Here is an 18,754-nt window from a genome sequence, read left to right on the forward strand (position 1 = left end):
CCCGGCCCCGGAAGGAAGTCTCGTTTCCTTCCGGGGACCGGGTTCCCGGCCATCCGATACCCAGCTGGACGACTGAGGAACCGCGGTGTCAAGAAAACGCAGTCTGATCGCGCGTGTGTGTCGGATCGTTGTGCAAGCTCGTATGGAGAACGCATGAGTAGTGTCGCGGTAGCCACCTTCCAGGGCGTGACCAAGCGTTTCGGCGCGTTCACAGCCGCGGAGGACGTCACCTTCGATGTCGCTCCGGGGCGGATCGTCGGCCTTCTCGGCCGCAACGGTGCGGGAAAGACAACCTCCCTGCGCATGCTGCTCGGTCTGACGCAGCCAACCTCCGGCCGCGCCACCGTGTTCGGCAAGCCCTACGCCGAACTGCCCGATGCCGCCCACAGGGTCGGGGTGACCATGGACGGGATCGGTGTGATGCCGGGCGTGTCCAGCCGCCGCGACCTCAGGATCTGGGCCAGGATGCTCGGTCTGCCGGACCGGCGTGTGGAAGAGGTGCTGGAACGCGTCGGTCTCGCCGACCGCGCCGACAAGCGGCTCAAAGGCTTCTCCACCGGCATGAAGCAGCGCCACGTCCTGGCCTGCGCGCTGCTCGCCGACCCTGAACTACTGGTACTGGACGAGCCGGCCAACGGCCTCGACCCGGACGGCATCCGCTGGCTGCGTACCTTCCTGAGATCCCTCGCCGACGAGGGCCGCACCATCCTGCTGTCCAGCCACCTCCTCGCCGAAGTGGAACAGACGGTGGACGACGTGGTGATCCTCCAGCGGACCCTGCGGTACTGCGGATCGCTCAGCGATCTCACCTCCGCCGGAGAACACAGCCTGGAGGAACGCTTTTTCGAGCTTGCCGAGACGACCGGAACCGGAGAAGTCGCCCATGCGTAACGTGGTAGCCGCCGAGTGGTCGAAGGCATGGACCGGCCGCGCCTGGTGGAGCCTGGCTCTGATCGGTGTGTTTCTGGGGTTCCTGGCGAGCACCGGATATGTCGCCCAGGCCGACGAGAGCATCGCCCGCGGCCAGGAGACCATCGAGGCCGTCACCGACCAGGTAGTGCGTTCCTGGTTCATGCTGCTGTTGTTCTCCGCCCTGTTCGGCGCTGTCTTCGTCACCAAGGAGTACAACTCCGGGGCGATCGCCCGGTCCGTACTGCTGAGCGGCGGACGCCGCCGCCTGCTGGGCGCGAAGCTGCTGGTGGGCACCGGTATGGGCGTGGTGTTCGCCCTGCTCGCCACGGCCCTTGCCGCCGCCTCCCCCGAGGTGTTCCTGTCCACGACCGAGCACCGGCCCGTCTGGACCGGCGAGACGACCCTGACCCTGGTGGGCGTCTTCGTTGTCACCGTGCTCGGCGCCCCCTGGGGCGTGCTGCTCGGGTGGATCATCCGTAACCAGACCGCCTCGGTGGCCGTCCTGCTGGGGCTGACGCTCTTCGTCGACGAGGCGCTTTTGCGACTGCTCCCCGCGGTGGGCAAGTTCACCATGACGATCGCGATGAGTTCGGTCTACCGGGACGGCAAGCCCGAACTGCTCTCGGTGCCCCTCGCTCTGGCCGTCATCGGCGTCTGGCTGGCCGTGGTCGGCTTCGCCGCCCGCAAGATGTTCCTGACCCGGGACGTCGTGTGAGGCGCGGCCGGGCCGGTGCCGGTGCCGCGCCGGCAACCGAGCGGGAGGGCGCGCTGCTGGCCAGACCGCGCCTCGCCGCGGACGTCCGGGTTCACGAGCCGATCACCGACAGCGGCCCGTGGGTCGTCCAGCGCGGCTCTCAGCAGTACCTCCGGGCGGGGGCGGACATGGTCCGGCTGCTGCACTCGATGGACGGGGAGCGCGATCACGCGGCCCTGGCGGAGACACTTGGCCCGCCCTGGACGGACTCGGAGGTCGACAAGGCGGTCGGGAACCTGCGGAAGATGCGGCTCCTGGAGGACGGGCGGCCGCCCAAACGCAGCAGCAGCTGGTTCAAGTTCGTACCGCCGCTGACCTTCCAGTTCACCGTGGTGAAGCCGGAGCGGATGCTGGCCCGGCTCGCGCCCCTGCTCAATCTGGTGGCCAACCGGACCGGCGCGGTCCTCGCAGTGGTCCTCGCGCTGGGCGGTCTCCTGGCTCTCGCGGCTCAGGCCCCGGTACTTCAGCAGGCGCTGGGCACCCCCCTGACGCTGGACGTCCTCCTCGGTGTCGCCGGCGCATCACTCGTCGCGACCGCGCTGCACGAGATGGGCCATGGCGCGGTCCTCACCCACCACGGCGGACGCCCCAGCCGGATGGGCGTGATGCTCTTCTACCTGACGCCCGCGTTCTTCTGCGATGTGTCCGACGGCTGGCGGCTGCCCCGCAAGGAGCAGCGTGTCCAGGTCGCTCTCGCCGGCATCGTGACCCAGATGGTCATCGCCGGATCGGTGGCCCTCGGCGCACTGGCCGCCGGCCCCGCGGCCGGTGACCCCGGCCTGCGCCACGGGATGCTCGTCTTCGCCGTCTCCACCTATGTGACGGGCCTGCTCAATCTGCTGCCCTTCGTCAAACTCGACGGCTACATCGCGCTGATGACGCATCTCGACATCTCGCACCTGCGGGACCGCACCATGACCGATGCCCGCCGCTTCCTGTCGAAGATCCTCTTCGGCGGCCGGTACACCCGGGAACTGCCCGGGCTCTGGTGGTCCGTTCCGTTCGGCCTGGCCTCCATGCTCTTCCCGCTCTATCTGATCGCGATGGCGTTCACGCTCTGGCTCGACGTGCTCCAGGGCATGGGGATCATCGGCGCGACGGTGCTGCTCGTCGGCGTCGTCTATCTGGGCTACCGCGCCTGGAACGGCGGCCGGTTGTTGCTGCGCGAGGCGCGCACGGCGGGGGCCCGGGTGTGGCGCATCTGCGCCGCGCCGCTGCTGAGCGCAGTCGTGGCCGGTGTCGCGCTGACGACGGTCACCGTGCCGTACACGGTGACCGGTGGATACGTCGTTGAGGACGGCAGGACCTCGCTCGTGGTCTCGGACTCGGCCGACCGCGAGGCGATCACCGAAGGCGCGACGGTCACGCTGTTCCGCCGCGGGATGGTCACCCGTACCGAGACCGGGACCGCAACCGTCGGACAGGGGCGGGCCGTAAAGGCCACCGCGCCGCTGTCCGCCTTCATTCCGGTGCGGGACGGCGACTCCGTCCCCGTGCCCGCCGTGGTTCTCCCGCTGTCCGTCGGCACGGCTCCGGCCGACCGCATCGGAACAGCACGCGTGGTGGCCGGGAGCCGCTCGCTCGGGGAGTGGCTCTACCTCTCGTACATCGCCCCGGCCGCTCGCTGACGGCCCGGGCCGTCATGCCCGTACCCGTCGGCAGCGCACGGGAAAAGGACACAGGACGTCATGGACATCATTCGGCATCTGCACTTCTGCCCCCCGGGCACCCCGTTCTTCGATCTGCCGTCCCGGGGTGCCGCGGCCGAGGACGACTTCGCTCTCGCCCACGAAGCGCTGCCCGAGGGCTGGGAGCGCAATCCGGGCGCCGAGTGGGTGGTGCTGACCCCGCCGGATCCAAGGCTTCCGCGCCAGGGCTGGAAGATCCATGTCTCGGCGACCCTGGACAATGCCGAGCACATCCTTGACGTGGTGGCGAAGTACTGCACCACCGAGCAGGTGATGTTCAAGTTCATCCGTGGCCGGCACCTGCTCCAGCGGCGCAACAGCAAGTACGGCGACCGCAGCGCGAGCGGCAAGTTCGTCACCATCTACCCGTTCGACGACGAGCACTTCGAACGGATCCTCCACGAGCTCGGCGATCTGCTGGACGGTGAGCCGGGGCCGTACATCCTCAGCGACCTCCGGTGGCGCTCCGGACCGCTCTACGTCCGCTACGGAGGCTTCGTCCTGCAGGCGATACGGTCCGAGTCGGGTGAACTCATCTACTGCATAGAGAATCCCGACGGCGAACTCGTCCCCGACCGCCGGGGTCCCGGATTCCGGCCGCCCGAGTGGGTGACGCCGCCCGCCTGTCTGGCCGAGGCGATCGCCGGCCGCAACGCGGGCACCCTCGAGGACTTCCCGTACCGCGTCACCAAGGCGGTGCACTTCTCCAACGGCGGCGGGGTGTACCGGGGTAAGGACACCCGGGACGGATCCGACGTTCTGCTGCGCGAGGCCCGCCCGCACGCCGGTCTCGACTCGGACGGGAACGATGCCGTCGCCCGCCACGAGCAGGAGCACTGGGCGCTGCGCCGGCTCACCGGGCTGCCCTGCATTCCCCGCCTGGTCGACTACCGCAAGGGCCACGAACACTACTTCCTGGTGCGGGAGTACGTGGAGGGGACGCCGCTGTCCAAGGAGCTCGTCCGGCGCAACCCGCTGCTTCATGCGGTCAGTTCCACCGAGGACATCGCCGAGTACACCGGCTGGGCCCTGGACGTACTCGACCAGATCGAGCGGGGGCTCGACGGCATGCACGACCGGGGGGTGGTCTTTGCCGACCTCCACCCCGGCAACATCCTCGTCCGGCCCGACGGGCAGGTCGTCTTCATCGACTTCGAGACGGCCGGCTCACCGGAGGCCAAGCCCGCGCAGACCATGGGAGCCGTGGGGTTCATCGCTCCGGCGGGCTACTCGGGATTCGCCATCGACCGCTATGCGCTGGGATGCCTGCGGCTCGCGCTCTTCGCGCCGATGGTGGCCGCGGTGCCCTGGGCCCCGGAGAAGGCCGACCAGCTGATCGACCTCATCACCGCGTCCTACCGGCTGCCGGAGGACTTCGCGGAGCGCGTGCGCCGCGATCTTGGGCTCGCGACCCACCCGGCGGTCACCGACGACGGCGCCGGCGAAGAGCGGGGCAGCGAGCCCGTGTGGTCCGCACGCGGAACGGCAGACCGGCCCGCGCTGCTCCGGTCCCTCGGCGAAAGCGTCCTCGCTACCGCCCAGACGGGACGCGACGACCGGCTCTTCCCCGGCGATGCCGAGCAGTTCTTCACCCCGGAGGGCGGGCTGGGCCTCGCCCACGGCGCCGCCGGTGTGCTCTGGGCACTCGGCGAGGCCGGGGTGGAGGTCCCCGAGGACCACCTCGACTGGCTAGTCGACGGCGTGCGCAGCCTGGAGGACCCGCGGCCCGGCTTCTACAACGGACTGGGCGGCATCGCCTACGCGCTGGACCGCCTCGGCCGCTCCGACACCGCACGCGAACTCCTCGACCGGATCACCGAGGCCCCTCTGCGGGGCCTCGACCCCAGCCTCTACGGCGGTCTCTCCGGCATCGGGCTGACCCTGCTGCACTTCGCCGGGTCCACGGGCGAGCCGGCACTGCTGGACCGCACGGTCCAGATCGCCGGGCTCATTGCCGACGGGACCTCGGCGGCAGCGGCCTCGGCAACCGAAGGACCCGCCAACCGCCCGGCCGCAGGGCTGTTGCGGGGGGAATCGGGCAGCGCACTGTTCCTGCTGCGCCTGTACGAACAGACCCGGGACACCGCCTTGCTGGATCGTGCGGCCCAGGCGCTGCGGCGCGACCTCGCAGGTTTCGGCTGGACTCCGGGGGCTCCGTTCGCGGAACGGGCCGCGGGAAGACTGCCGTTGATCGCGGGCAGCGGTGGTACGGGCATGGTGCTGCACGACCTGCTGGCGCATCGCCCGGACCCGGAGCTGGCCCAGGCGCGGGACGCCATCCGCGCGGCGACCGAGCTCTCCTTCGTTCCGCAGGCGGGTCTGCTGAACGGGCGCGCGGGCGTCATCATGACGCGTCTGCACCTGACAGAGACCACGAACCGTACGGGCGCCGCGAGCCGCGTGGAGCATTCCGGCGACGCCGACCCCGTACTGCGTCGGCACGTGGCCGGCCTCGGCCTCCACGCAGTCTGCCACCAAGGCCGTCCCGCCTTCCTCGGCCAGGAGTGCCTGCGGATCTCCTCCGATCTGGCGACCGGAACCGCCGGGGTGCTCCTCGCGCTCAGCGCCGCGCTGAGCGAGCGACGCTCACGGCTGCCGTTCTTCTGATCCCCCCGACCGGGCGAGCCGGGCCGGATCCCCTGTCCGGGATCGCCCTCTCCCTCTCCGCACGCCCACCCGCCTCTCGCAGCACGGCAGGAACTCTCTCGTGATCGACTTCTTGGCCACACTCGACCCGCACAACGGCCTTGCGGAGAAGTCCGGGATGCTGCCCCCCACACCTCCGGACGATCTGCTGTGGCGGGCCCTCGTCAGGCTCTCCCGTGGCACCGGAAGGGCGGAGAACACCGGGCACGCGCTGTCGCCGTGCGTCGTCGGCGCGTACGGGCACTCGCGCATGGACGCCTTGGTGCGCGGCGCGGGTGAAGCGGTGGAGCGGTACGCGCTCTTCCCCGATGACGACATGCCCCACGGCACCGTCCGCGCCACCCGGGCCGCCCTCGGCGCGCGTGCGCTGTCCTTCAGCGATGCGGGCGTTGCCCTCGGCGACTCGCGGAATGCGGAGCGGACCCTGACGTGGTACCCGACGCACCGGCTCAGGGACGGCGCCGAGATCCTGGTCCCCGCGGGCCTGGTCGACTACCCCGCGCACACGGAGGAAGCGGAGGGCTTCGACCCCGGCCCTTCGGGAGCGGCATCCGGGCACGGATACGACATGGCGCTGCGCTCCGCCCTGCTGGAGATGATCGAACGGGACGCGCTGCTCGTCGCCTGGGAACGCCGACTGCGCCCGCTGCGCATCGATGTCGACGCCGTCGAGGCAGGCCCGGTGCGCAGGGGCAGGGAGAACGCACACTGGCGGAGCCTGCTGCGGCTGTGGGCAAGTGCCCGTCGGGCGGGGCTCGTACCGGTCGTCGCGGATCTGCCGACGGCCGTCCCCGGAGTGGTCTGCACCGTCGGAGTGATCATCGACGAGACGGGCCCGCAGCCGCTGGCGACCGTCGGTTGCAATGCCACGGACCAGGTCGGCTGGAGCATGCTGGGCGCACTTCAGGAGGCGCTCCAGATACGCTCGGCGGTGGTGAACCAACGCGAGAGCCACGGCTACGGCGAGGCCCCGTCCGACATCGTGGACGATGACGACCGGCTGCGGTACGTCGCCTCCCGGCAGTGTTTCGATCTGGTCAGTGAGTGGGCCGGCGGGTTCCGGGGCCCGCGTGGACCTCGTACGGAGCGCGCGGTGACGACCGCCGCCATCGTGGGGGGCCTCCTCGCGGACGGCGCCGACCCGCTTGCCATCGACCTGACCGGCCGACTTCCCGTCGCACTGCGGGAGATGGGCTGGGCGGCGGTGAAGGTGGTCCCGGTCGGGTACCAACAGCTGCGGATGACCGAGTCGTACGGCTTCAGTTGGAACACTGAACGGCTGCGGACGGCGGAGTCGCGGACAGGACTGGCCGCCGATGGGAGGCCCGCCTGCCGGAACCGCCCCCACCCCTTGCCATGATCAGGAACGTTTCGCAGATCAGCAGTAGGAGAGGACCATAAGTATGGAAACCACACTCGGCGAGCAGATCATGCTCCTTTCGCTCGACGACACCACCGGAGCCCCTCATCTGCAGGCGCAGTCCGAGTACATGATCTCCAGCGCTTCCGTGCTGGAGCTGGCGCTCGCGGCCCGCGTCCGGATGGACGGCGACCACCTTGTCGCCACCGACCCCACTCCGCTGGGGATTCCGGTTCTGGACGAGACGCTGAAGCGGATCGCCGGGCAGGACAAGCGGGAGGACGCTCAGGCGTGGATCTTCCGGCTGAAGAAGGAAGCCGTCGAGGGTGCCCGGCTGGGGCTGCTCGACAAGGGCGTCATCCGTGAGGAGCGGGCGCGGCGTTGGGGGATATTCCCCACGAACCGCTACCCGGAGGCCGACGGCACGGTCGAGCAGGAGGTGCGGCGAAAGCTCACGGCGGCGGTGCTTGAGGGGCAGGAGCCGGACGCGCGCACGGCGGCGTTGCTGGTGCTGCTGCACAGCGGCGGCCTGCACAAGCTGGTGTTCGCCGAGGCCGACCAGGCGGCGGTCGACAAGCGCGTGGCGGAGCTGACCGAGGGTCACTGGGCCGAGCCGGCCATGAAGCAGTTGGTGGACTCGGTGTTCGTGGCGCTGACGGCCTTTTCGGCATCGACGGCCGTCGGGGTGACCAATACGGGCATCTAAGGCCTATCAGGCGCACCGAGTTGCTCTCGGGATGACGCTTCCTCAGCTCTTCCTCAATTCTCCGGGCTTACTCGGTCCCACCCGACTTCGTCCATTCGCGCAGGTGGCTGCGTGTGTTAACTTCTTCGTCACTGATCAAGGTTGTCGCGGGGGACAACTGGGCTTGACCGGCCCGGGTTTCCGACCGCTCTGTGCATCAGAATTACGGGGAAGCATGGAACGAATCTTTCTTGTCATCAATTCTCCTTCGTTGCGGCGCCGGATGACCGAGGTGCTGGCAGCGCCGGGGTGGCTCGTGTCCGGGTGGGAAGAGGGCCGGGCGGCGAAGCCCACCACCCCGGCTGACATCGCGGTGGTGGAATCGGGAGCACTGGACGGGGATCCCTCGCTCGCCCCGTGGGGAACGCGCGTCATCGTTCTGGTCAACGGCCGCCATGACGGGTTCTGGCGGTCGTCGGCCTGCGCCCGGGTGGCCGGCATCATCGACCGCGACGACCCCGACCACGGTTATGTCACCGCGGTGCGCGAGGTGTTGAGCGGACGGGGCTGGGTCTCCCCGGAGCTCGTGCCCACGCTGCTGTCCGGCCGCATGGGCCGCTCGCGACTGCCGGAGCCGCCGTCGGCCGAGGTCACGCTGCTCACCGACCGGGAGAAGGGCGTGGCCGCACTGGTCGCCGAGGGCCTCTCCAACTCGGAGATCGCCGAGCAACTGACCATCGAGCGCAGCACGGTCAAGTTCCATGTGTCGAATGTGCTGCGCAAGCTGCGCTGCCGAGACCGGTCACAGCTTGCGGTTCTCTGGCATTCACACACGTTGCCGGTCCGATTCGCGGCGGCATGACCCGGGCCCCGTCCCAGGGCGGGGAATGACTCGACCCCCGACGGGCGCGCCCACGCGGCGCTTGGCGCTACTTTTGCCAAGCGCCGCGCTGCCGCGAATTCGGATTGAGTTTGTTTCTCGTCGCACAATTCACCGGCACCGGTGCACCCCACGCAGACCTTCAGTTTCACCGCGCGGAAAGTTGCACAGATGGAGCCCTCCAGCGGACCCCGCGTATCGGTGATCTGCCCGACATTCAACCGGTCCCGGCCCATTCTGGACACCCTCGCATCGGTGACCGCCCAATCCGTCACCGACTGGGAAATGCTGGTGGTGTCCGACGGCAGTTCCGACGACACCGATGACTGGGTACGCCACGCCGCCCGCACCGATCCGCGGATACGGCTGCTGCGCACCCCACGCCACGGCCACCCCAGCGGCCCCCGAAACCTCGCGCTGGCCGAGGCCCGTGGTGCGGTCATCGCCTACCTGGACCACGACGACCAATGGCGCGAGAACCACCTGGAGGTGGTGCTCTCGCTGATCGACCGCGGTGCCGAACTGGTGGCCACCGGCTTCGAACTGCGGGACCCGGAGGGCGCGCCGACCGCGGCGTCGCAGCCGTACGAGATGTGCTGGCACCCCGAGTTTCAGCTCCTCGGAGTGGTCTTCGAACCGTCGCGGGTGGCACATCGGCGCGGACTCGCGGAGCGGGCGGGCGGCTGGCGCGCCGGTGCGGGCATGGAGGACTGGGACTTGTGGTTGCGGATGACCGACGCCGGGGCGCGCTTCACCACGGTGGCCGACCGTACGACCGTACTGCTTGACGACAGCGGCTCGCGCCGGCACCGGATATCGCCACGGCACCAGCTGCGGCTCGCCGTCTTCGACGAGCCCCGCGCGGCGCACACGATGCTCCAACTCCTGCGCAGCGGGCGCGATGACGCCGCGCATCGGGCCGCCCAGCTCGCGGACACCGACGACTGGCTCGCGCGGCTGGCGGCGGACGGCCAGTTCGTCAAGCCCCTCGGCTGGAACGGTGACCCGGCGGCGGACATCGCCCGGGCCAGAGAGTGCGCGTCGCAGGAACTCTGGCGGGACCTCGTGGTCGTCCGGCAGCAGAACCGCTTCATCCTGGCTCAGCCGCTCCGTTGCGCCACCGCCGAACACGCGGAGCGCGTCACTTCCCTGGTGCGGCGGAACCAGCCGAGGCTGTTCGCCCTTCTCGACACGGTTGCGGCGGAGTGCGCCGAGGCCCTGGCGGGGGCCGGTAGCCGATGAAGGCACTCGTTCTCGCCGGCGGAACCGGCAGCCGGCTGCGACCCATCACCCACACCGCCGCCAAGCAGCTCGTGCCCGTCGCCAACAAGCCGGTGCTCTTCTACGGCATCGAGTCGATCGTCGCGGCGGGCATCACCGAGATAGGTGTCGTCGTCGGCGGGACCGCCGAGCAGATTCGGGCCGCGCTCGGCGACGGCTCGGCTTTCGGGGCCCGGATCACGTATCTGCCGCAAGAGGCCCCCCTCGGGCTGGCCCACGCCGTGCTCATCGCCCGCGACTGGCTCGGTGACGAGGACTTCGTGATGTACCTCGGTGACAACTTCGTGGTCGGCGGGATCGCCGACCTGGTGGAGGAGTTCCGCCGGGAGCGGCCGGATGCCCGGATTCTGCTCACCAAGGTCGCGGACCCCTCGATGTTCGGGGTCGCCGAACTCGACCCGGACGGCGCCGTGATGCGCCTGGAAGAGAAGCCCCGGGAGCCGCGGAGCGATCTGGCCCTGGTCGGGATCTATCTCTTCACCCCCACGGTGCATGAGGCCATCGCCGCCTGCACGCCCTCGCGGCGCGGCGAGCTGGAGATCACCGATGCCATTCAGTGGCTGGTCGACTCCGGCCACAGCGTCGGCGCGACCATCATCACCGGCTACTGGAAGGACACCGGGAACGTGTCCGACATGCTGGAGGTCAATCGCGCGGTGCTGGAGACCGTGGAGCCGGCCGTCGCGGGATGGGTGGACGAGGCAAGCGAGATCGTGGGCCGGGTCAGGATCGCGCCCGGCGCCCGGATCGTCAGGTCGCGGATCGTCGGCCCCGCTGTCATCGGGGCCGACACCGTCGTCAGCGACTCCCATATCGGGGCCTTCACCTCCGTCGCCGACGGGTGCCGGATCAGCGGCAGCGAGGTGGAGTTCTCCATCGTCCTCCAGGGATCCCGGATCGAGGACGCGGGCCGTATCGAGAGCTCGCTCATCGGCCGCTCCGTCCACGTCTCCGGGGCGGTCCGGGCACCGCGAGCACACCGTCTGGTTCTCGGTGATCACAGCCAGGTCCAGATCGCTTCCTGAGACACCTACAACACGAAAGTCCGCGACACCCGCCATGAGAATCCTCGTCACCGGAGGAGCCGGTTTCATCGGCTCCCACTTCGTACGATCGCTGCTGTCCGACTCGGCGCCCGAGGCCGTCACCGTCCTGGACGCGCTCACCTACGCGGGCAATCCGGCCAACCTCGCCCTTGTGAAGGACGATTCGCGGCTGCGCTTCGTCCGAGGCGACATCCTCGACGCCGGACGGGTGGCCGAGCTGATGTCCGAGCACGATGCAGTGGTGCATCTGGCTGCCGAGTCGCATGTCGACCGTTCGATAGCCACCGGCACCAACTTCGCCTCGACCAACGTGCTCGGGACTCAGACACTGCTGGAGGCCGCCGTCCACGCCGGCCTGGGCACCTTCGTCCATGTCTCCACGGACGAGGTGTACGGCTCGATCCCCGTCGGCTCCTGGACCGAAGAACAGCCGCTCGCCCCCAACTCTCCCTATTCCGCGGCCAAGGCAGGCTCCGACCTTCTCGCGCTCGCCTATCACCGTACGCACGGCCTGGACGTACGCATCACTCGCTGCTCCAACAACTACGGGCCGTACCAGTACCCCGAGAAGATCATTCCGCTGTTCATCACCAGCCTCCTCGACGGGCGTCCCGTACCGCTGTACGGAGACGGGGGACAGATCCGCGACTGGCTGCATGTCGAGGACCACTGCCGTGCCATCCGGCTCGTCATGGAAGGCGGCCGTCCGGGAGAGGTCTACAACGTCGGAGGCGGCACCGAGCTCACCAACAAGCAGCTCACCGATCGACTGCTGGACGCCTGCGGCAGGGACTGGGACAGCGTCGTGCAGGTCGAGGACCGCAAGGGCCACGATGCCCGCTACTCCGTCGACTGGTCCAAGATCCGCGACGAGTTGGGCTACGAGCCCCAGCGCTCTTTCGACGAGGGGCTGGCCGCCACTGTGGCCTGGTACCGGGAGCACCGCTCCTGGTGGAACGCGGTCCCGAGGTAAGCAACCGACTCGAGGCGCACTTCGGACCGCTGCGGCAGTTCACGCCGGCCAACTCCCATCACCCCAACCACGCCACCCAGGCTCGGACCCTGCACGCCTACCTGCGCCGGCGGAACACCAACTCCGTCACGCCGACGTCCTGGCCGTCCAACGCGAAGAGCGTGCCCGAATTCGCAGCGAGCGGCGGCTGTCCGCCATCAGCAGGGCCGGACCGTGCTGGTCGCGGGCCCGCGGTTTTCGCGGAGTTGGGGCACACGGTGGGCCGAAACTGGTCTGGATGACAATAGAGCCCCGGGCCGCCGGCCTGGGGCTTTCGCCGACGGAAGGCTGAGCTGAGCGCAGCCGCCCGGGAGGCAGGGTGAAAAGCCATCCACCGCGGCACCTTCCGGTCCGTCCGCGACCCAACGCCGAGATCCGCGCGTTCATCGAAGGCTGGAACGACCGCGCACACCCGTACGTCTGGACCAGAACTGCCGACCAGATCCTCAAGAATGCCAACCGTGAAGAACACTTCAAAACCGTGAAGAACACTTCAAACGCGGGCCACTGCATCACCCCGAGCCGAAGAAAGCAGTAGCGAGCGTGGGTCCTCACGGACGAGCATGGAACGCATGAGTGATCAACCCGCACGATGGAGCCGGGCAACCATCTACCCCGACATGTGGGCTGACCCGGACGACGACCCCCGCAACAGCGAAGGTGCCAGTCCGGACGGCGAGCTTGCGACGCTGCAGGACTTCCTGACGAACTACCGCATCACCCTGCGGATGAAGTGCGAGGGCCTGGACGCGGAGCAACTGGCCCGTCGGTCGGTTCCGCCGTCGACGATGTCGCTGCTCGGCCTGCTTCGGCACCTCGTCGAGGTGGAACGGGACTGGCGCAACTGGATCAGCGACGGTGATCCGCTGCCGAAGCTGTACGGCGAGGGGAACGCGGACTTCGACGGAGCTGTCGCCGAACAGGTCGAGGTCGACGCCGCGTACTCCGCTCTGGAGCGCGAGCAGGCCGCGACCGACGCCGCGCTGGCCGAGCACTCGGATCTGAGCGAGCGTCTGGGGAAGGACGGGATCGCAGTTCGGGAGCTGATGGTGCACAGGATCGAGGAGTATGCCCGTCACTGCGGGCACGCCGACCTGGTGCGCGAGTGCATTGACGGACGGGTGGGTCAGTAACGAGGGCCGGAGATTACATCCGCCGCCGGAGGCGCAAGCAGGATTGCGCTGAACGACCATTCGGCTCGGACCGGCCCACCGCTGTGCCCATCCGCGGAGTTCCGCAATAGCGTTATCGGTCAAGCCGTACGCAGCGAACTCTGTGTCGTCGATCCAGTCCGCTCGGAGACGCTGGGCGTGGATGCCCTGGCGCCGTGATCGCGCAGGGGGATCTCCCGCTGGGGTGTCTACGACAGGCGGTGGTGCGGGTCTGGTGCGCGGCGCCCGGACAGGTCCGGACAACAAACGGGGACAGAAGCCCTCTGCCTGCGCCGCGTCTCGAGCCTCCTGCAGCCCCATGCCGACGAAGTCCGGAAAAGCAGCGGTTCCTTGGCCGGGCCTTTCTGCACACGGACCTGGGGAGACGTCTCGACTGGTACGCGGAGAAGGAGCCGGACGGCCTGCTGTTCGTGGGGGAGAAGGGCCCTCCCTTCCGACGCTCCTCCTTCGGACGGAAGTGGCGGAAGGCGCGAGCCAACGTCGGGATGCCGGAGGCTTCCGCTTCTACGGCTTTCGCCTTATGAGGAGTTGGCTCGTGAGCTGCTCTGCCGCTTTGGAGGAGGCCTGCGGCTGGTATCGGTCTGCAGAGCTCCACCAATCCCTGGGGGTTCAGTACAACCATTCGAACTGGCCACGTGTCCCATGGGAGTGGCGCATGTTGCGCCTGGTTTCTGCGGGGAGGAACAGAATTTGATCCACGCACGTCCGGTGGCCTGTCGTCGGCTGACCGCGGCTGTCACGGCGGTACTCGCCGTCACGGTCGGCACCTCGGTTCCCCTGGTACTTACTGCGCCTGCGGCAGTTGCAGCTTCCGTCCCGGCTGTCGACGGCGCCGGGGTCACTGCAGTCACGGTCGAGCAGACCCCGGTCAGTATTCCGCCTGGTGCCGTGCTGACCAGCGTCGGCACGACTGGCTTCCTCACCACGCTTGACGGCGCCAACCCTTGGTGGAGGTGGACGCGATTCGCGGACGGCTCCACGACCGAGATGAACGGCAGGGCCTACGGCTCATCGTCGGACATCGTTCTTGTGGAGCAGGGAGACGCATACATCCTGCAAGACATGAGCGGTGGCGCCGCTCCCGTGCAGATCGACCGGAGCGCCCTGAACAGCACCTACAGTCTGCGCCGGGTCGTCGGCGCCACGCTCGTCATGACAGTCACCAACACGGCGGGTGGGACCGACCTGCATTTCGTCGACAAACAAGATGGCGCGCTGCGGGATCGAACGGTGACGGGCTTGCCCAAGAACGCCACCTTCGGATCCGTCAGCATCGACGCTCCAGCAGGCATGCTGCTCGTCAGCTACACCGTCCCCACGGCCACTACGAGCCGCCTTGCACTGGTGGATGTCGCTACGGGCGCCGTGATCGAGACGCGTGACACCCGGAACGACGAGCCTTTGATATCCGTTTCCGCATCGGCAACACATCTGGCCTGGAACGAGAACAGTCGTGAGGCCGGCCGGACCCTCGTTGTCGCTCCACGCGGCTCTGGCGAGCCCGAGCGCATCGGGCTGGGAGGCTACGGCCTCCTCAGAGTCGACCTGCTCGGCGACTGGGTTCTGTACGCGCAGCCGGGGGGCGGCAAGGCCGATGAACCGGACCCGTTGTACACGTTGACCGCGCGCTCCTTGGAGACCGGTGCCACAGTCAAACTGCTGGACCACACTCACTTCGGTGGCATGACCGCGCCTGATGGCTCGCTCGTTGCTCAAGGCGGCACCGTGGCGCAGGGGGAAGGGCTGTACCGGATTTCCCTGGATTCGGACGGAATGCCGATCGCCACCATGGTCGCGAGCAGCGGCGAGCCGACCAAGGTCACCATCCTGGGACACACCATTCCCAGCGTGATCGACCTCGACCGCAATCGCGGCGTCATCTCTTTGGACACGACGGTCAGTCGCCCCAACATGCGACTGGAGATCGAGCTGACCCACACAGCCTCCCAGCGGCGATGGACGGTGACGAGGGTCCCGCAGAACACCTGGGACCCCGGCGCCGAGACCATCAACGTCTCATGGGACGGCCGATTCAACCTGGCGCCGGGCGAGACGGGAGAGTTCGTGGCCGCATACAACGGCGCCTACACCTGGCGCATCAAGGCGACGCCGCTGAACGGCATCGGTCCCGTGGCGGAGGTCTCCGGGGCCTTCACCGTGGTCCGCGGGCAGGCACCGCACGACTTTAGCGACAACGGTTCTCCGGACCTGCTCGTCGTCGACGCTACGGGCCGGCTCAAGCGCCACGACAGTGCCTACCGCCTAGACATCAACGGGCTCTACTGGCCGGCGGTCTCGGCCGTCGGGACGGGCTGGCAGATCTACGACCGGTTCACGGCCCCCGGAAACCTGGGTGGCACCTCGCATGCCGACATTGTGACCCGGGACAAGACGGGCGGTCTCTGGACCTACGAGGGCAAGGGCACTCCGGGCACGCCTTTCGCACCGCGCAAGAAGGTCGGACCCGGCTGGCAGATCTACGACAAGATCACTGGGGGCGGCGACCTCAACGCGGACGGCAAGCCTGACCTACTCGCTGCCGACAAGGCCGGGGGCCTCTGGCTCTACACGGGCACAGGCAACATCACCACGCCGTTTTCCCAGCGCAAGAAGATCGGCGGCGGCTGGGGCATCTACAACCAGATCACCGCCGTCGGCAACATCGCCGGAACTGGCGCCGACGACCTCGTTGCCCGTGACAGGGACGGTGTCCAGTGGCTCTACCTCGGCAAGGGCGACGGCACCTTCGCCGCCCGCACCAAGATCGGCGGCGGCTGGAACGCCTACAGTCACCTCGTCGCGGTCGGCGACGCCAACCGCGACGGACGCCCCGACCTCGTCGCCTACGGCGCCGGCCCTGCCTACGTATACGCCAGCACCGGCGATTGGCGGGCACCCTTCGCTCCCCGACGGGGGACAACGGGAACCTGGCCCAGTGTCAAGAACATCGCTGTCTTCTGACGGCCGGGAAGCTTCACGTCGAGTGTGCGATGCCTGAAGCGGTCCAGAGAGCACAAGGGCCCAGGTTGGGGATCATCTTCCTGGCCTGGGCCTTCGTCTTTGGAGCGGGTGACGGGAATCGAACCCGCCCTCTGAGCTTGGGAATCACGGGCCGCTTCCACCAGGCATGCCTGCTGACCTGTGGAAACGATACGAATCGGGGTGTGCTCCAGCCTTCCCGAGTGACCGTGGTTTACCGGTGATCGCTGCCCTATCTGGTGCGTATCTGGTGCGCTCGCCGTGCAGGCGCACCCTGCATCATTGCTGAGCTAGTGGGGCTTCCCCCGGGCCCTTCGTCTTCGCTTTTCCCTTGGACGGCGGAAGTTGGCACCCGGCTCTGACATCTGACGCCAGCCGAGACGCACGTCCAGGGACCGCCGTGCCCGCCATGGGCGACAACCCTGATGGGCAGTCACATACCTGCGCACGGCCGCCGCCTTCCCCTCACGCCCCTGCCTCTACCCTTGAGGACTTCGGATTGATGGTTCACGAACAACCACGGAACGGAGCGTGCGGTGACCGCGGGGGAAGCGCATGGCGGAGAGCTGACGGGCAAGGTACTCGGCGGGCGTTACCGGGTGACCTCCATGATCGGGCGCGGCGGCATGGGAGTGGTCGCCCGGGCGGTGGACGAACTCCTGAACCGAGAGGTCGCCGTCAAGGTCCTGCGGGCTTTCACCGACACCTCCGCAGCCGAACTGGCCGACGTGCGGACCCGGATGCAGCGGGAGGCGCAGGCCGCCGCCCGCATCCGGCACAGCGGCGTGGTCACCGTGCACGACGTGACCGAGGAGCAGGGTCTCCCGGTCATCGTCATGGAACTCGTCGACGGGCCCTCGCTCGACGACGTGCTGATGGAGCGCGGCACACTGGAGCCCCACGAAGCCGCCGCGATCGGCGCCAAGCTGATGGACGCGCTCGACGCCGCGCACCGGGCCGGCGTACTCCACCGGGACGTCAAGCCGGGAAACGTGCTGATCGAGCACGGCGGCAGGGTCGTGCTCACCGATTTCGGCATCGCCAGCATGGAAGCCTCCGGCGACGACGCCATGGCCAAGCTGACCCAGAGCGGTCAACTCGTCGGTTCCCTCGACTATTTGCCGCCGGAGCGCGCGCAGGGCAGGGAGCCCGGTCCCGCGTCGGACATCTGGTCGCTCGGCATGACCCTCTACGCGGCCGTGGAGGGCACTCCGCCGTTCCGCCGCACGTCCGCGTGGTCCACCCTTTCGGCGATCGTCACCGAGCCCCTGCCGGAGCCCCGCCGGGCGGGACCGCTCACGCCGGTGCTCCAGGCGCTGATGGCGAAGGAGCCGGAGAACCGGCCCACCGCGGAACAGGCGCGCGGCATGCTAGAGCGCGTCGCCTCGGGCGGGACGGTGCACCTCGCATCCGCCGCTCCGACGCCGACACCCGCTCCCGCTCCCGCTCCCACAGTGGGTCCCGGGGCTGCGGCCGCCGCCGCACCGGCCCCCGGGTTCGGTCCCCCGCTGTTCCCCCAGCCCGCCCCGCAGCCTGAGCCTCCGCACGCCGGCTACGCGCAGCCCGACCTGCCGCCGACGCTGCCGCAGCACGGCGCGCCGGTCGCGGGCCACGCCGGAGTCCCCGCTCCCGAGACGAGCCGGACGGCAGCCCATCGCGCACGGCGCCGCAGCAACCGCACCGTCGTCGCGGCAGCGGCCGCCGTCGTGCTCATCGCCGCAGGCGCCGGCATCACCTACGCCCTGACGTCCCAACAGGGCGGCACGACCACGGACGGCGCACAGGCGACGCCGCCCGGCGTCGGCTTCCCCACGGACAGCCCCTGGCCGACCGGGGGCAGCACCCAGTCGTCCGCCGGTTCTCCCGGAACGTCCTCGAAGCCGTCGACCTCGGAGGAGCCGGACGGTCACGAGGACGAGAAGCTGGGCCCCACGAAGAAGCCCGGCGTCGAAGGCGACAAGCCGACCGAGAGCCCGTCGGCCTCCCCAGAGACCAAGCCCAGCCCGACGGTGAAGGAGCCCACCCCGGTGTCGACGGCCTGCACCGGCTGGGGCCACGAGAACCGCAGCGACGGCTACGGCTACCTGGCCGAGACGTCCCACCTCTACACCGGGCCGTACGCGGAATGCCAGTACGTGACCGTGGTCAAGACCGGTGTGAAGCTCTACTACCACTGCTACATCACCAACGCCTACGGCAACAAGTGGATCTACGCCCGTATCGATGGAACGAACACCGAAGGCTGGGCCCACAGCACCAAACTCACCAAGGAGAGCGGCACCCTGCCCCGCTGCTAGGCGTTTCCAACCAGTGCTGTATAGGGGCGCAAGCCGCCACCG

13 protein-coding genes and 2 pseudogenes are annotated in these 18,754 nt (G+C 68.9%); all 15 read left to right on the forward strand.

The features are described from left to right. Window positions 1–153: 153 nt before the first annotated feature. Window positions 154–891, forward strand: coding sequence for an ABC transporter ATP-binding protein (locus J7E87_RS24970; RefSeq protein WP_215096757.1), 738 nt, complete (start codon window positions 154–156; stop codon window positions 889–891). Then, window positions 884–1,627 carry an ABC transporter permease gene (locus J7E87_RS24975; RefSeq protein ID WP_215096758.1) on the forward strand — a complete coding sequence of 248 codons (744 nt, stop codon included), beginning with the start codon at window positions 884–886 and terminating at the stop codon, window positions 1,625–1,627. Before J7E87_RS24970 ends, J7E87_RS24975 begins: the two co-directional genes overlap by 8 nt. Next, a complete protein-coding gene (gene mpaP, locus J7E87_RS24980) occupies window positions 1,624–3,294 on the forward strand; it encodes a daptide biosynthesis intramembrane metalloprotease (RefSeq protein ID WP_308313071.1) in 1,671 nt (556 codons plus the stop codon). Before J7E87_RS24975 ends, mpaP begins: the two co-directional genes overlap by 4 nt. A 60-nt stretch (window positions 3,295–3,354) precedes the next feature. Continuing rightward, window positions 3,355–5,961: a class III lanthionine synthetase LanKC gene (gene lanKC / locus J7E87_RS24985; protein ID WP_215096759.1), complete on the forward strand. Its 2,607-nt coding sequence runs from the start codon at window positions 3,355–3,357 to the stop codon at window positions 5,959–5,961. Window positions 5,962–6,061: 100 nt separating this feature from the next. Next, window positions 6,062–7,360 (forward strand): YcaO-like family protein, encoded by a 1,299-nt coding sequence (locus tag J7E87_RS24990; protein ID WP_215096760.1) that lies wholly within the window; start codon window positions 6,062–6,064, stop codon window positions 7,358–7,360. Between the two features lie 43 nt (window positions 7,361–7,403). Further along, window positions 7,404–8,066 carry a GPP34 family phosphoprotein gene (locus tag J7E87_RS24995; RefSeq protein ID WP_215096761.1) on the forward strand — a complete coding sequence of 221 codons (663 nt, stop codon included), beginning with the start codon at window positions 7,404–7,406 and terminating at the stop codon, window positions 8,064–8,066. A 214-nt stretch (window positions 8,067–8,280) separates the two neighbouring features. Further along, window positions 8,281–8,907 (forward strand): response regulator transcription factor, encoded by a 627-nt coding sequence (locus J7E87_RS35970; protein WP_215096762.1) that lies wholly within the window; start codon window positions 8,281–8,283, stop codon window positions 8,905–8,907. Window positions 8,908–9,096: 189 nt separating this feature from the next. Further along, the gene (locus tag J7E87_RS25005; RefSeq protein ID WP_215096763.1) at window positions 9,097–10,167 is read left to right on the forward strand and encodes a glycosyltransferase; all 1,071 of its coding nucleotides are present in this window, start codon (window positions 9,097–9,099) and stop codon (window positions 10,165–10,167) included. After that, window positions 10,164–11,231, forward strand: a complete 1,068-nt coding sequence (locus J7E87_RS25010) for a glucose-1-phosphate thymidylyltransferase (protein WP_215096764.1) — start codon at window positions 10,164–10,166, stop codon at window positions 11,229–11,231. Before J7E87_RS25005 ends, J7E87_RS25010 begins: the two co-directional genes overlap by 4 nt. A 34-nt stretch (window positions 11,232–11,265) precedes the next feature. Beyond that, window positions 11,266–12,225 (forward strand): dTDP-glucose 4,6-dehydratase, encoded by a 960-nt coding sequence (gene rfbB / locus J7E87_RS25015; protein WP_215096765.1) that lies wholly within the window; start codon window positions 11,266–11,268, stop codon window positions 12,223–12,225. Further along, window positions 12,225–12,409 (forward strand): annotated as a pseudogene (locus J7E87_RS36225) (IS630 family transposase); the annotation flags it as partial. The gene rfbB and the pseudogene J7E87_RS36225, both read left to right, overlap by 1 nt. 178 nt (window positions 12,410–12,587) lie before the next feature. Next, window positions 12,588–12,802: pseudogene (locus tag J7E87_RS35400) on the forward strand (hypothetical protein); the annotation flags it as partial. Window positions 12,803–12,836: 34 nt separating this feature from the next. Then, window positions 12,837–13,397 (forward strand): DinB family protein, encoded by a 561-nt coding sequence (locus J7E87_RS25020; RefSeq protein WP_215096766.1) that lies wholly within the window; start codon window positions 12,837–12,839, stop codon window positions 13,395–13,397. A gap of 567 nt (window positions 13,398–13,964) precedes the next feature. Continuing rightward, window positions 13,965–16,397, forward strand: a complete 2,433-nt coding sequence (locus tag J7E87_RS25025; RefSeq protein ID WP_215096767.1) for a VCBS repeat-containing protein — start codon at window positions 13,965–13,967, stop codon at window positions 16,395–16,397. A gap of 554 nt (window positions 16,398–16,951) precedes the next feature. Beyond that, entirely contained in the window at window positions 16,952–18,712 is a 1,761-nt protein-coding gene (locus tag J7E87_RS25030; protein WP_308313072.1) for a protein kinase, read from the forward strand. Window positions 18,713–18,754 lie beyond the last annotated feature (42 nt).

Origin of the sequence: Streptomyces sp. ISL-1 (genome assembly GCF_018614585.1) — a bacterium.
Classification (GTDB): Bacteria; Actinomycetota; Actinomycetes; order Streptomycetales; family Streptomycetaceae; genus Streptomyces; species Streptomyces maoxianensis.